The 13,610-nt window shown below is 43.2% G+C and carries 17 protein-coding genes; 1 reads left to right on the plus strand and 16 read right to left on the minus strand.

Annotated features, from left to right (window positions below; translation table 11 throughout):
• Positions 1–6 precede the first annotated feature (6 nt).
• From N475_RS09380 to N475_RS09405, 6 genes are read right to left on the minus strand one after another with little or no spacing between them, the layout of a single operon-like run.
• A complete protein-coding gene (locus tag N475_RS09380; RefSeq protein ID WP_063365113.1) occupies positions 7–621 on the minus strand; it encodes a DUF3164 family protein in 615 nt (204 codons plus the stop codon).
• Positions 622–625: 4 nt separating this feature from the next.
• Positions 626–2,098: a phage portal protein family protein gene (locus N475_RS09385; protein WP_063365114.1), complete on the minus strand. Its 1,473-nt coding sequence runs from the start codon at positions 2,096–2,098 to the stop codon at positions 626–628.
• Positions 2,091–3,830 (minus strand): hypothetical protein, encoded by a 1,740-nt coding sequence (locus N475_RS09390; RefSeq protein WP_063365115.1) that lies wholly within the window; start codon positions 3,828–3,830, stop codon positions 2,091–2,093. The genes N475_RS09385 and N475_RS09390 overlap by 8 nt, the downstream gene beginning before the upstream one ends.
• Positions 3,830–4,330: a DUF1804 family protein gene (locus tag N475_RS09395; protein WP_063365116.1), complete on the minus strand. Its 501-nt coding sequence runs from the start codon at positions 4,328–4,330 to the stop codon at positions 3,830–3,832. The genes N475_RS09390 and N475_RS09395 overlap by 1 nt, the downstream gene beginning before the upstream one ends.
• Positions 4,330–4,581, minus strand: coding sequence for a hypothetical protein (locus N475_RS09400; RefSeq protein ID WP_063365117.1), 252 nt, complete (start codon positions 4,579–4,581; stop codon positions 4,330–4,332). The genes N475_RS09395 and N475_RS09400 overlap by 1 nt, the downstream gene beginning before the upstream one ends.
• Entirely contained in the window at positions 4,571–4,987 is a 417-nt protein-coding gene (locus N475_RS09405; RefSeq protein WP_063365118.1) for a glycoside hydrolase family protein, read from the minus strand. Before N475_RS09405 ends, N475_RS09400 begins: the two co-directional genes overlap by 11 nt.
• 227 nt (positions 4,988–5,214) lie before the next feature.
• On the opposite strand from N475_RS09405, the gene N475_RS09410 reads away from it, so the two are divergent.
• Entirely contained in the window at positions 5,215–5,826 is a 612-nt protein-coding gene (locus tag N475_RS09410) for a hypothetical protein (RefSeq protein ID WP_063365119.1), read from the plus strand.
• 316 nt (positions 5,827–6,142) lie between these two features.
• Here the strand turns inward: N475_RS09410 and N475_RS09415 are convergent, their stop codons facing one another.
• The 10 genes from N475_RS09415 to N475_RS09460 all read right to left on the minus strand — a co-directional run bounded on the left by N475_RS09415 (position 6,143) and on the right by N475_RS09460 (position 13,527).
• Entirely contained in the window at positions 6,143–7,429 is a 1,287-nt protein-coding gene (locus N475_RS09415) for a HEPN domain-containing protein (RefSeq protein ID WP_063365120.1), read from the minus strand.
• A gap of 104 nt (positions 7,430–7,533) precedes the next feature.
• Positions 7,534–7,950 (minus strand): Mor transcription activator family protein, encoded by a 417-nt coding sequence (locus N475_RS09420; protein ID WP_063365121.1) that lies wholly within the window; start codon positions 7,948–7,950, stop codon positions 7,534–7,536.
• A complete protein-coding gene (locus N475_RS09425) occupies positions 7,943–8,134 on the minus strand; it encodes a hypothetical protein (protein WP_063365122.1) in 192 nt (63 codons plus the stop codon). Before N475_RS09425 ends, N475_RS09420 begins: the two co-directional genes overlap by 8 nt.
• Complete coding sequence (locus N475_RS09430; protein ID WP_063365123.1) at positions 8,127–8,513, minus strand: phage protein GemA/Gp16 family protein; 387 nt, start codon at positions 8,511–8,513, stop codon at positions 8,127–8,129. The genes N475_RS09425 and N475_RS09430 overlap by 8 nt, the downstream gene beginning before the upstream one ends.
• Positions 8,510–8,866 carry a hypothetical protein gene (locus N475_RS09435; RefSeq protein WP_063365124.1) on the minus strand — a complete coding sequence of 119 codons (357 nt, stop codon included), beginning with the start codon at positions 8,864–8,866 and terminating at the stop codon, positions 8,510–8,512. The genes N475_RS09430 and N475_RS09435 overlap by 4 nt, the downstream gene beginning before the upstream one ends.
• Before the next feature lie 47 nt (positions 8,867–8,913).
• The gene (locus N475_RS09440; protein WP_063365125.1) at positions 8,914–10,152 is read right to left on the minus strand and encodes an AAA family ATPase; all 1,239 of its coding nucleotides are present in this window, start codon (positions 10,150–10,152) and stop codon (positions 8,914–8,916) included.
• A complete protein-coding gene (locus tag N475_RS09445) occupies positions 10,145–11,791 on the minus strand; it encodes a Mu transposase C-terminal domain-containing protein (protein WP_063365126.1) in 1,647 nt (548 codons plus the stop codon). Before N475_RS09445 ends, N475_RS09440 begins: the two co-directional genes overlap by 8 nt.
• The gene (locus tag N475_RS09450; RefSeq protein ID WP_063365127.1) at positions 11,791–12,690 is read right to left on the minus strand and encodes a hypothetical protein; all 900 of its coding nucleotides are present in this window, start codon (positions 12,688–12,690) and stop codon (positions 11,791–11,793) included. The genes N475_RS09445 and N475_RS09450 overlap by 1 nt, the downstream gene beginning before the upstream one ends.
• Positions 12,691–12,751: 61 nt before the next feature.
• Positions 12,752–13,174 (minus strand): hypothetical protein, encoded by a 423-nt coding sequence (locus tag N475_RS09455; protein ID WP_063365128.1) that lies wholly within the window; start codon positions 13,172–13,174, stop codon positions 12,752–12,754.
• Positions 13,175–13,203: 29 nt separating this feature from the next.
• Positions 13,204–13,527 (minus strand): hypothetical protein, encoded by a 324-nt coding sequence (locus N475_RS09460; RefSeq protein WP_063365129.1) that lies wholly within the window; start codon positions 13,525–13,527, stop codon positions 13,204–13,206.
• Between the last annotated feature and the right edge of the window lie 83 nt (positions 13,528–13,610).

Below are 13,610 nucleotides of genomic sequence, written 5' to 3' on the forward strand. Positions count from 1 at the left end.
TCAGCCTCACAATTTAGCTATATCTAGAGAAATTGCTTGATCAGCGCCCTGCTCATCTCGCTTGTAAAACCGGATAAATCGACAGCTATCAATTGTGTTTACAGACTCAGCAATGATGTCCATGGCCTTTTGCCATTTGCCTGTTTCGTCTTGAATTTCTAGCTTACGAAGACTCAAAATACGCTGCGGATTGATGGTGCCTTGCTTGTCAGTTGAGAACACTTTATTGACGATCGCTTTGATGTTTTGATTGCCGCCTTCAGTCCATTCGCTAATGCATTTATCTATCATTTCTTTGGCGATTTGTAGCTCAGGACCCAGTTCAATTCGCTCCTGAATTTGTATTTTCACAGACAATGAATGGTCAAAAGAACGCAGTGTTAAATTGCCTTTTTTGCCCCCTAAATTTACACCATGCTCTTGTGCGAGCAGCTCTAAAAAGTCGTCAGCTTCTTCCATTTGTTGGTGCTTAAAATCGGCGAGCGCTTGTTGCTGTTTCTCTGCAAGTTCAATGGCTTTTTTGACAAATTCATCCTTTATTAGGTCAGTTTGCTTCACGTTCGCGAGTGCAACTAAATTGCCTTTACCATCTTTTAAAAAGCCTTCGGGAATCGCATTCATAAGGTTAAATCTCCTGTTGATTTGCCTCACTCATTCCTTGTAAAACCTCCAATTCAAGGGCCTTTGTGGCTACTTCTGCTAAGGCTGAATTAGATATATTTGGGAACTCATTGAGGATGTTTTGTTTTAGTTCGTCGAGGTTGTTTGCTTGTTTGGCAAACTCAAAAATCTTCTTTATTTCGGCGTCAGTTGCCTGGTCAAACTCATCAAAATTAGGGATGTCAGCGCCCTGTTTGTCACTCGAAAAGTCTTGCTTTGGTGCGCTAGCGATGCCTTGACCATCGTCTTTTATTTCTAACAGTTCTTCGCCTTTTTGAGGCTTTGGAATGCCCAAAGTATTGTAAACGTAGTCCTCTGAAACAGGCACCATTTTGGCTGATTCACGAATGACGTTAACCGTTTCTAGGTTGATCTCTTTCTTGTCTCGCCAGACATATTTAGGTGGTTCACCCCCATCAAAATTCACTTTATGGATGGTTTCGAGTAGTTGATTTCGATAGCCAGAAACCAACGCCCTATCAGCGCGTTGATTTTCACCTGCACGTTTAGCATGTGTTTCACTGGCAGCACGGGCACCGGCTTTTTGCTCAGTGGCAAGCGTTTGAGAAGTCAGCGCTTTACTCATTTCTGAGTTACATAAATTGATAAGCTGCAACTGGACTGGCTCACCCGACATTTTGCTTTCGATAATGTCTAAACTCGAATCATCTGGGATGACGGCAATACCGTCAGTCAGCAGCTTTGCTAAACCCTCAACCAGTTCATCTATATCTTTGTCTTGCATGCCTGGGCGGTATTTCCCAACGGGAAACGGCACACCAAAACGCTCACACAACTGAACAAAAAACTTAAAGCCACCATGCTTAAACATCCAAGGCCAAAAGCAGCTACTTAAAAGCGCAATACCATAGGGGTTTTTGGCCTCTGGCATATGCCTAACACATGTCCAGCGGTCCTCATTGATGGGCTCACCCTCTGGGTGTTCACGTGTTTTAACAAGGAGCTCGTGATCTGAATTAAAAGCAAAGCGCCCTGCTGGCCATTGCTCAATCGTACTGGGTATCCAGGCATTGTCGCTTTTCTCAAACTTGCCTAAATGTGTGACCGCAAAGCCATGTAAAATCGCGATGTAGTTGTGCCAATCAATGTCCATCCACTGTGTATTTTTAGCTGGGCTTGAGGCCATTAATGCTTTGGCAATCTCATAACTTTTCATGCTTGCTGAATCATCTCCACCTGGCACCAGTTCCGCGTTAAATGCGAACATACCAGAGCGCAAACTGCGTAATTCACCGATTACATGTGCATCACGGGCTATCTCGTCATATATCAGCGAGCTTTTACCCGCTTTTCGTAAGATCGGGTCGGGGTTTGGCAATTCGCGCATCATCGCCCATAAAGCGGGGTCTGTTTTACTCATCGAAAAGGCTTTTTGTAGTGCGCGATAGCCTTTGTATGAAAGGTGGGGTTTAGACATGATAGCCCCCTATTGGTTTGGTCACTTTTCGACTTCTCACTTTTGGAATGCCGCCAGCGCCTGTGCTTGTAACCATCCACAGTAGTGTGAGTGCACAGCTTAAATCGTAATGGTGGGTACTCTGTTTATCAGGCCAGTTTTCGAGCTCGTCTATGGTTTGCCTACATCGGCTATGGAATGCAATTTGGGCTGGTGAATTCGTTATATAAGGCTCTAAGCTTTCGATCCGCTCTTCCTGTGGCACGGTTGCAGTTATGCCTCTAAGTGGTAATGCAATACCTTGCTCAAGGCCTTCTTTTATGTAGCTTTGGCGCATGTATTCAAACGCATTATTATTTTCAAACCCCCATACCAAGCAGTTGTAGTCGCGTTGCAGCCGTATTAAATCGTTTAGTAATTTGCTTGGGCCACGTACCTTGCGGCTTTCGTGTTCGACATGCAGTTTTGCAAGCTCAGGAGCCCAAAAACCTACCATTAATGCGCTTGGATCTGCACTTGCGGTTTTACCCATTGATGGGTCGCATGCACCATATGGTTTCCAGAGATTAAGTCGGTCTACCCAAAACTCAAATTGATAGAAAATTTGTTCCTCGTCTGATTTAGCTATACCTTGCATTTCACGATTAAATTCGCGTTTGTTCGATGCCCACATCACCATTAGGTCATACAGAGACCGTACGCTAGGCCAACTGGTTTTAGCTGCTTTGGACATCTGCCTTTTGTTTTTGAGCCAAAACTTAAAGCTGGGCTTTTCTTCTTTTGAAACAGCTCGGCCTTTGGCTGCTGCCTTTTTCTCAAACTCTTTGTCTTTGTAAAGCATAAGCTCACGGCATTGCTCCCATAAATCCATTCTTTCTGGGAACTGTGAAATAGCCTTGAACCTATGCACTAAATGACCAGGTGCATGCTCTGCACGAGAGATGGGGTCGTCGCTATTGAGTACGGTGTTAACACCTAAAAATTTAACCGAACCATCTGGTGGGCCTAAGTACTGTACAGCGGCTTCAAGGAAAGCCCAGCGGCTATCCCGCTCAGTTGCTGAGCGTGCTTCTTTATCGGTGATGATGTCATCGGCCAGCAATAACTTAGGGCGGCTTGCGCCATGGAAAGCGCCCCTAACAGACTGGTCAGCACCACGGCTTTCGAAGCGAACGCCTTGTGCAGTAACAAACTCACCAATTTTCCAAACGGGTGATGTTTGGCAAACCTCCGGAAAGTCGAGCATTAAGTTACCATTGTTTAATAACTCGGTTTTAACCACCTCAAGTGTTTTAGCGGGCATTTTGGCTTCAGCGCCAAACAAAATGGCGTAATCTATAAACAGTTCAGGCTTTGTAAGGCCTAGTTCATTGCATACTGCCTCGTCTTGAAGTAACGCCAAAACAGCGACATAAACAGGTGCGAGTTTAACGCCAAGTGTTGATTTTCCTTCGCCTCGGGGTGCTACAAACCAGTTTTTCCAACCGTTTTCTAAAGCAATGGCTTCAGGAAACCAATCCATAAAATACTGCTGGAACTCACTGGGATTTTGGCCTTCATCTAGCCACATATGATGCGGGAAATAGGTATAAACAAAGAACTCAAAATCACCGCCCAATACGCGCTGTCTTCGCTCTAAAATCGCTTCTGGGCTTGGGTCAATATCGCGTTGCTTAGCTTCAATATCAATCCTAAGCGCAGCTGTAATTTGTTCTAGTTCTTCTAAGAACTCTTTGTTACTGATATCGGCCATTAGTCGTCCAACATGCTACTAAGTTGAGGACCAAACGCAGTTAAAATCTCGACCAATTGCTGCGCATAATCAGGGTGATATTTAGATACAAAGCTTGCGAGTTTCTTAAGCACATCGGCGGCAACAGCACGCTTTTCAATGGACTTATTACCGCCACTGAGCTTCATGATTTTTGTATATGTATCACTGAGTTGATTAAGGGCTTTAATACGACCATCAATTGATAGCCCTTCGTCTTGTTTGATTAGCTCAAAGGTCGCATTGGTTTGAATGGTAAACTCTTCAATAAAGTCTTGAGTAAATTCACCTGCAGGACCCGTTGCTTTGCGAGCGGCTGCTCTGGCTAAGTCCCAATCGTCACCCGCCGCTTTGGCTTCACTTTTCCAGCGCCTCGCTGTGCTGTCTGCAACGGTGTGTTTAATCGCTGCAACCGATAAAGCCAAAAGCTCATTCACATAGCTGTGTCTAACCGCGTTCTTTTTATCTTCTGGGTGCGCCATCAAGAGCCCCCACCGAGTTTTAACGCTTCAGCTGCTATGGCTACGACTAACCCAGCGCCACCACCCATCGATGCAATTTTAATTCGGTTGTGCGTTACCTTGTCTTCGATTTTCTCAACGCGTGTTTCTAGCTTATCTACGCGAGCATTGAGGTCTGTTTTAATCTGCCTGACCTCGTTTAATATAGAGGTTTGAGTAGCTTGTATCTGGCCAATTGATTGGAACAGCTGATTCTCTTGTTCAGGCGTCATACCATTCCCCAGTTTTCATTTGCTCAGCCAGCTGGTCAGCTCGCTCACCAACTTGCACAGCCCAGCGGCTATCGAACATTTCAATTGCAGCTTTATCCCAGTCACCGCGCTCTACAGCTGCGATGGTTTTTTTAAAAGCTAACAAGCCATGAATGCCAAGATTAAAGGCCATATTTATCAGAACAGCTTTGCGGGCTGGGTTACATTTTGAGGTATCAATGTGCTTTTCTACTTGGGCAGTAAAATCGGCAATATCATTGTTAAGTAGGTAATTGATTTCGTCGTCAGTCAGCCCTCTGTGCTCTAGGTTTCTGCCAACGCCTATCGATTGGTAGCCACCTGGGCAAACATAGACTTTATGCTCGTATCCTTCATGGCCAATTAGTTGTTGTTTTAGTTTTTCCATGCCATTTCCACATGTGGTTGATCACATGGCTAGTCTGGCAAATTAGAGGTTGGAATTTAGGTGTAAAATGTTTTACTTAATTGATGTTAAGAGACAATTCAACTAGATTAATTGAAATTCAAAAATGACTCAATCTATAAATATCAGAAAGGAACATCAATGAGCTTCGAAAAATTACTACCTATTTTGACGCCATATGGTCTAGGTGCAATAATCAGTGGAGTGTTGTGTCTTCTCTTCACATACTCAGCAAGGAAAATGATGAGTTTTCTAATATAACTAAAGACTGTTCTGAGTGCATTGCAAAAGTGCAATTGGTTGGCGATAGTGAAACAGTTAACTCAATTAATCAGTTTTGGGGAGAAATTGCTATCAAGCATTTAGATTTGATCTGGGAGCGTCAAGCTTTAATAAACCTAAAAAATCACATAGATGAATTGTCAGTCAAGTGTAAAGAGCACCAAGAAAAAGTAGCAGAACTACTTAAACTAAAAATGCAATCCCCAGAAGATCAAGAAGAGACTGATAAGATGCTGGAGGAGCTAAACTTTTCACCAAGCTATATTGACAAGCTAAACATTAACAAAGATAAATTTCAACGCCGAACCTTAGCTTTTAGTAAAGAATGTATTGATGAATCAATTCGAATTTCAAGTCTAATGCCTGATATCATTTTAAGTATGAGAGCTGAGCTTGGTCTAGATATAGACCCAGATGAGTATAAAACTATTCACGAGCAAAATAGTGAAAAAGCAAAGTCCACATATGCTAGCTTTGTAAACAAAGTACTTGAAGAACTAGGAACAGAACCAGCCCCCACACCTAACAACGAAGGCTGAACACAAACCTACAACTTAAACTCCGTTTGCTTGTGTGCATCGCCAACCAAAATCGGTGCGCCATCGGCTTCGGAGGTCACTATTAAGTTGATCAATTGTCTGGTCAACTTATAGCGTCTTACTAAATTTTGGATTGAAGCGCCCTACTTAAACTTCTGTCTTATTTTGTGTTTCTAAGCTGGCCTAAAATCTTGACCACCTTTGGTATTTGGTAAGTACTACCCGAATGATTAGAGGTGGGAAATGAGGTCAAAATGTTTCACAAAAACCAGCGGTCTGATTTAGGCTAAAGTTAATTGGGAACTAATTCAATAGCCTACTTCAAAGACAAGGCAATGCTCGGCCATTTGGCTAGAGCTAAGTAAGCCAAGCTTTCAACATCTTGTCGTGGTTCAGATTTATGCTCACATTTATAGTTTAGGTACCCATCCCATTCCTCTATAAAACGACTGCCGCCATGAACCAAGTCGCTCCTTAATTTAAACAATGCTTTTATTTTTTTATCCCAACCACCTTCTTTTGGTAGCTTTGATACGCCAATCTTAATTGATTTCTCAACTTCACCTTGTTTACCAAATAAAGCATCTAGGGAAACAAAAAAATGGATAAATGCTTCTATCTCAGATGACATCATACCTTTATTAATAAAGTGAGCACATTTCGATATTTTATCTTGTTCTTCCTTAGAAAGTTTACGTAACTGTTCATACCATAACTTTACTTTCTGAACCCTTTGTTGCGTTATTATGAGTTGTTCACCGAAGTAAGGATAAAGTTTACCAATTACTCTAGTGGTTATACTGTGAGATGAGTTACTCGAATGAGCTAGCTGTAAAGATAATGAATGAGGCTCTTCCATGCATCTTATACGAGGGTGTTCTTCTGAAATCGCGGTCACTACAGAGAAAAGCATCCTCAATTTTACTGAAGCCGTAAAGTTAGACCCTTGTAAAGTCCCTTTTTCTTCACAAACGAAGATATAATCATAGTTATATCGGCTAAGTTTTGAAGGTTCTCCATTTATGTAATTCATTGATTCTGGGTCGATAAAATCTACACGAAATCCTTTGTTCAAAAGACTATCCCACTTAGTTTTATCATAACGATTGATAATATGAAGGTTTTCAGAAGCAATGCTAAAAGATTCGCCAGAGATTCTAGGGGCAGTGTATAAGACACACCAATCTAACAATGATTCTTTCATCTTTATAATAAGTCCGACGGCTAGGTAGTAACCAAATTTTGTTGCGTCTTCAACAGCTTTACAGTCAAACAACGTTTTTTTTTGTTTCAGAAATATATCGTCTGTGTAAAAAAGGTGTCTATTCTGAGCTGATTCGTACAATGAGTCTTCAATAGTCTTATTAACTATCTCGTAATCTCTCCCCCATGCTAAACCAAGTAGTTTACAGACTATAATCGACAGGTCAAATGAGTATTTATCGAACTTAGACGAATACCACCAAGAGAAGTGATTTGAATTAAATTCGCGCATCTCTTGGGCATCGTTTTTTTGAAGAAAAACACATCTGGTAATAGCCAACATTTTTGTTGAAACTTTCTTGAGTTGATCTTGATCTATATTTGAAAGTGCTGAAATCATCCTTAAGCCGTCAGTAATATTTATAGAGACGAGGAATTTTATATTAGTTATTCTAATAATTGAAATGGAGCGGCCCCAATACTGAAAAATATTGGGGCTGTCACCTACAACTTCAACTCCATTTGCTTGTGCGCATCGCCTACTAATATCGGTGCGCCATTGGCTTCGGAGGTCACTATTATGTTGATCATTTGTCTGGTCAACTTATAGCGGCGAACCAAATCTTGGACAGAAGCGCCCTGCTTAAACTCCTGTCTTATCTTGATGTTTCTTAGCTGGATTAAAATCTTGTCCAACTTTGGTATTTGGTAAGTACTACCAGCATGGTTAGATAACGCCCTTGCCATATCAACGCTAAACCGCTTACAAAATTCGTGGTTAGGCGTTGGCTTATCGGGAATAAAAAACAAGTTGCCCTGCTCTTCACTTAAGGCTTTTACTGCATCATCCAGCCCCATAGTTACTACAAATAATCTAAGCCCATGTGGTAGCAAAGACACATCTAACTCATGCTCAGCCATCGTCTAATTCCTCTAGGAGCGACTCAATGCTGAACTCATTTGATGCGGCCTGCATTTCTCTTGTTTCATCCCATTTGGTCCTAAGCTTACCAATACGCTTAATACTTGGCGGTAAGTTGTCGTATTGCGCTTCTTCAAAAAGCGGCCTGTCTGGGTTGATAACAATTGATTCGCCTTTAGGCATGATTCGTCTCCTTACGATTTAACCACTGTTTTAATATCTCAGTCACTGCTTGCCAGTGACCTTCGGCATTATATAGGCGCTTACCGTCACAAAACTTCTCACAAAAGGCATCACATGCTTGTTTTGAGTCTTGTTTCACTTTTCCCGCGCGGGCCAGCTGGCCCCAAAGGCTATAAATTAGCTTGAGTTGCTTTGGCAATTCTTGCTTAGGAACCATTTGCTGATAGCGCTTGAGCAGTGCGCGTTGCTGGTTTTGAGTCAGCCCCGTGCAGCTATTGGTTAGTCCGCCACTAATTTGCTTAACGTTTTTCACATGGCATACCTGGTCAATGCCTGCTGCTCGCTGCGCAGTTTTGATTGCTTTAATCATAGGGTTCATGCTGCATTCTCCACACGTTCTACTCGGTGCTCTGGAAATACCGCAAATTCCTCAATATCAAAGTCCCAAGGTTTGGTGTCATCAATGCATAAAGTCGCTATGTGCCCAAAACGATTGGTAAATTCTTTGGTAAAACTTACCTCTAAATTAACCTTGGCTATCTGCTTGCACTGATATAACCTTTGCCCTAGGAAAATACAAAACGCCGCTGGTACATTGCCGTTTACGCCATCTAAAATGGTCCCGCTTGGGTCCTCAGAGGCTAAAACACTCAGCATGTGTTGGTCGGTAAGCGTGTCGTTTAATACAAAATGACCGCCAAAGGTATGGTGATATATCTTTACTCTTAACATGGTGTTTTCCTTAATTAATGAGCCCAGTTGCAGCTAGGCTCGTTGCTTTATACAGCTTGTTGATTCAGAACATTGGCGAAGATTGAGTTCACCAAGAGCTTGTCTAACTTTTTGTTTGGGTTTTTCCGGCTGTGACTCAGGATATGAGGGAGCAGGTTTTCGACTAGGAGCCTCGAATTTCCCTCTACCCTTTTATGCAACCATTGCCACCATTGCTCGTCGTTCGACTCAAGCGGCACGGTGCCTTGGGTAAGTTCATTGAATAGGTTTTTGATGTCTTCTACGGGTACTTCACCAATGGGTTTTGGCCAAAAGCACACTCGAGACGAAATCAACTCGTAACGCTCATTCGTTTGCAGTTTGTCTACTAGCTGAATATTGCCAATCAAACACACCCCAACCTTTGCAGCATCCGAAATGGTTCTAAGTGGGTCTAACGCACTAGGCTTACATTTGTCGGCCTCATCTAACAGAATGATGCGCTCGGTGTTCTCGATGGTTCTTATGATGTTTTCAATGTTTTTAATCACACTGGCTTTGCGTGGTAAACCTAAAGCACTGCATAGGTTTTCGATCACATGTTTACTGGTCGTTTGCTCACTGCCCACAATCAAAATGGCTTGTGAGTTTTCTTCGCAGTAGCGCTCTAGCCCTTTGCTTTTACCTATCCCCGCTTGGCCAGCAACCACCGCAAAGCGCCGCCTTGCTCTCGCGTGTTCGCACGCCATGCTAATCATCTTTGCAACACTGGTAGGCACAAACGGTACTTCGCCGTAGCGAATGGTAATAACGGGTCTGTCGTCACTTTCACTATCATCTGCCGCATCGGTCCCAGCGGGGGCGACTATGGCGTATATATCATGTAAGTACTTAGTTGGGCTTGCTGCATACTTACCAGAGAGCAACTGACTAATTGTCGAGGCCGACTTATTAATCTTCTTGGCAATATAAGTGCTGTTTACCCCTTGGTTTACAATGTCTTCATCGGTCATGCGCTTTTTAATACGCGCAACAAGCAACTTGTCATTGGCGTTGTAACAATCCGAAAAGCCGCTCTCAGTACTAAACTCTTTAGGGTCAAAGTCACCAAAAAAGTGCGCCCACAAAACACTCAATAGCTTTTTAGGGTTTATTGGCGACTTGCCATTCAGTACCGCATTTACTTGGTTTAAGTCATAACCTAGGCAGTAGTCTTCTGGCCCTAAGGCATAAAACTCGATTTCTTCGTTTATCAGCTTTACTTGAATTTGTTGCTCGTCGCTGTAATGGCTTGTGAAATTACTCATGAAGGTCTCCTAAATCTATTTGGTAATTGGCCTGAGCGGCTTCAAAGTGTTCAACCTCAAAGTCAGAGAGGTCCATGTTTAATACTTCAGGTTCAATTTCAGGAATGGCGTCAACGTCTGCGGCCAGTTCTTCAACGGCGTCTACGTCAATCACACGTTTTTGGTCGGCTCTTGCACGCTTTTCAGAAAGCTGGTTTTGAATACGCTTTTCTTGGCCTTGCAGTCGCTTAAGGTCTGCTTCTTCAATTCGGCTTGTTGGTAATGCCTCAACCTTGTTTTTAATGCGGCAATTCATAATGAATTCGCCAGTTTGCTCATACAGCACAAGGTAGGTGTCGTCGTGCAAGTCATAACCTGCAACCAGCTCTTTACCGTTAAATTGAAATAAGTAATCAGCGGTATAAACGCGTTTGTGTAGTTTGATTTGGCCACGGGCCACTTTAACTTTGGTTCTTGGCAGGACCACAAAATCAGCTATTGCTGGCTGCTCTTGAATGAGCCCTTCTTCCCATACTTGCATGCGGGTTTTGCCCTTTATTTCTGGGTGTGGGCTGTTGTGGTAGTGCTCTAAAAAGGCTTTAAACTCGGCAATCCATTGGTCTAAAGATGGCAGCGCACGCTTGCCTTTTTTAACATCGTTAAGCAGCTTGAGCTTTTCGCGCTCGTTGTGGTCTGGGCCGCAGTAGCTTTCAAAGCGTTTACCTACGTGCTCTTCCATATGTTTAAAAAAGCGCTCTATCCACTTGGCACGGGCATTACCGGGTATGGCAAAAATGACCTCAATATCAAACTGGGCATAAACACCACAGCAGTCATCAGACATCATTTTTGACCTATAACCACTGCCGTTATCGACATACAACATGCTAGGAATGTGTTGATGGGTTTGAATCGCACGGGTTAGCGCCGTCATGGTGGCAATGGCATTTTCAGACTCGCTGATCTCCCACCCCACAATGCAGCGGCTTGCTACATCTTGAAACGCGGTTAACTCAAAGCGCCATGCTTTACCTGTCTTTGGGTGAGCCACATACACATCTACTTGGTGGCCGTCGCCGTTATAAATAAAGCCAGGGGCAATATGAGCAGTCGAGCGGATAATAAAATCTTTGTGCTTTTCGCGGTAAAGCTTTGCGCCCATACGGTAAGGGCTTTGCGGGCCAAGTTCGTGCGGCATACTATTAATAAAGCGCCTAACTTGGCTTGCTGTTGCGTCAAAACCCAGCTTTTTTAAGTCTTCGGCAACCAGTGCAAAACTGGGCGAGTTAATACAGTGGTAAAGCTCCAACGCTCTTGCTGCCCATTTAGGCTGCGCGGGCATGCGGCCTTTATGTTTGGGTAGTAACCCTTCAACGCCTTCAAGTTTATAGGCATTAACCCAATTAAAGGCTGTTGCACGTGTTGGTACTTTGCCAAGGTCGGTCACAGCTTGGTGTATGGCGGGTGTTACCAACCCACTATTTATTGACTCAATAAGTGCTGTTCTTGCCTTATCAACACTTAAGCCACTAGAGAGCCAATGCTTTACCAGTGCAGTACGGTTTTGTGCTGTTTTGCGTGCTTTGTCGCTGGCCTCTGACCATGCACTTTGGCTCACAATGGCTGGTAAGTTGTTAAATCTAATCACAGCAGGATGCATTACTTAATCTCCTTGCTTTGCTTTTCTACTAAAAATTGTTCGAGCAGCCGGTTACGCTCGGTTTCCACGTATTGCCACTCAGCTTTGGTAAATTTCGGTAGGTGCTCTATGCCTTCAATATGCCCAGCAAATTCGCCACTTAAACGCTCAAGCGCGGTGCCTATTTGGGTGTAGATTGCAGCCCAGGTGTGATGCAGTACTTGCGCAGCACTTACGCGCGAATCTAAGTCCAATTGGCGGTTGTCACACAATTGCGTGATCTGTGTAATGGTGTTTACAAGCGCTTCGTTTAATAGCTCTGTGTTACATATGGCGTCTTTGCGTATCTCACTAATAAACACATGCATGTCAAAACGTACTTGCGGCACCTTGCGCAGCTTTTCATGCTGCAAGTCATTAATGGCTTGAGCTGCTGCTATTTGTAGGTCGTCTCGCTCTTTCATCAAATCAGCAACTTGCTGCTTAATGGCATTACCCGACGTCTCGGCCAGTACTTCATAGTCTTCATCGTCGAGCTCTTTAAGCGTTTCGATTGGCACTTTAGTAAGTTCGTTAAGTTGGTGTGTGTTCATATTCAAAATGGACAATTTGTCCACTTTGTTTTTGGGCAAAGCTTTTAACATTTTCGCTATCGCCATGGCCCTGCTCGCAGTTCGTCTATGGATGCTTTTTTCATGCAATAGAGAGTTAAAACGTCCATGTTCTGTTTGTGACTTTAGCCAAAGCAACAGTACGCCCATTTTTGCGGCGTCAGTGAATTGTCTGTTCGCTAAAAATGCGACTTGGTCCATACATTCATCAATTGTCGCAGGTAGTTCGACATACAAAACAGATTCAAGCTGACCTATTTGGTACTCGATCTCTTCTGCTGATTCAGGACACACTAAGTCAGAACTCATAACAAACTCCGAATTTCAGGCAGATCTTGGTCTTTGATAGGCATGGTTTTAAGCTCCGAAATTAGGTATTGATTTTGACTTCTTCGAGAATGGATTCGCGCTTATCTTGTAGTTCGCGCATTTGCACCTCACACTCAGAGGCTTCTTGCAGTTTTTTGGCACGTTCGTCTGAAGCGCTATACATCAGTGGCATGAGTAGCACATTGGCAGGCTCTACACTTTTAATCGCCCAACATAAAGCTGGTAGGTACTGTATAGGCATCGATGCAGGTTGGCTTGGTGCAAACCACTTATTAAGCTTTCCTTCGTCAACCTCTACCACTTCTACTTTTAAAGCTTCATTCATACGCCGCGCTAAGCCTTGGCGAGTAAAACCACACCTACGCATACACGCATTCACGCACTGGCTGAAGTGATGGAGTATTTCGCAATCAGGCGGAATCTCACTATCTAAAATGTTGATGGAATCTTGGTTCTCAGACATGGTAAAAATCTCCTTAAATTAACCTAGACTTAGTTAGCTGGCAGGTTCATGCTTGGATCGGGCACAGGTTTGCCAGCTTGAATTGCCTTAATAACTTCTGAGCGCCTATGCGACCGATCTTTTGGGCCGCGTTTTGGCTTGGTAAGGTATTTGTCGCCGAAGACTTCTGTGCGTTTCTTGTTTAACGCTAAACAGATTGCCTCTGCGATAACGAAAGATTGAACAACGCCTTTTGCGACGTTAGCGACGTGTGAGTTGGAGACTCGTTTCGCTTTAGCTATATCTTCAATCTGTATGTCTTTGTTTGATAGTTCTTTCTTTATGTCTTCATATGACATTGTTGTGTAAGTCATGTTAGATTTACCTGTGTTGTAAATTAATATTGGTAACTATATTTGCCAGTGTTCGTATATTAAGCTAGTGACAAATATCCTTA

This window comes from Pseudoalteromonas luteoviolacea DSM 6061, assembly GCF_001625655.1.
GTDB classification, from domain to species: Bacteria; Pseudomonadota; Gammaproteobacteria; order Enterobacterales; family Alteromonadaceae; genus Pseudoalteromonas; species Pseudoalteromonas luteoviolacea.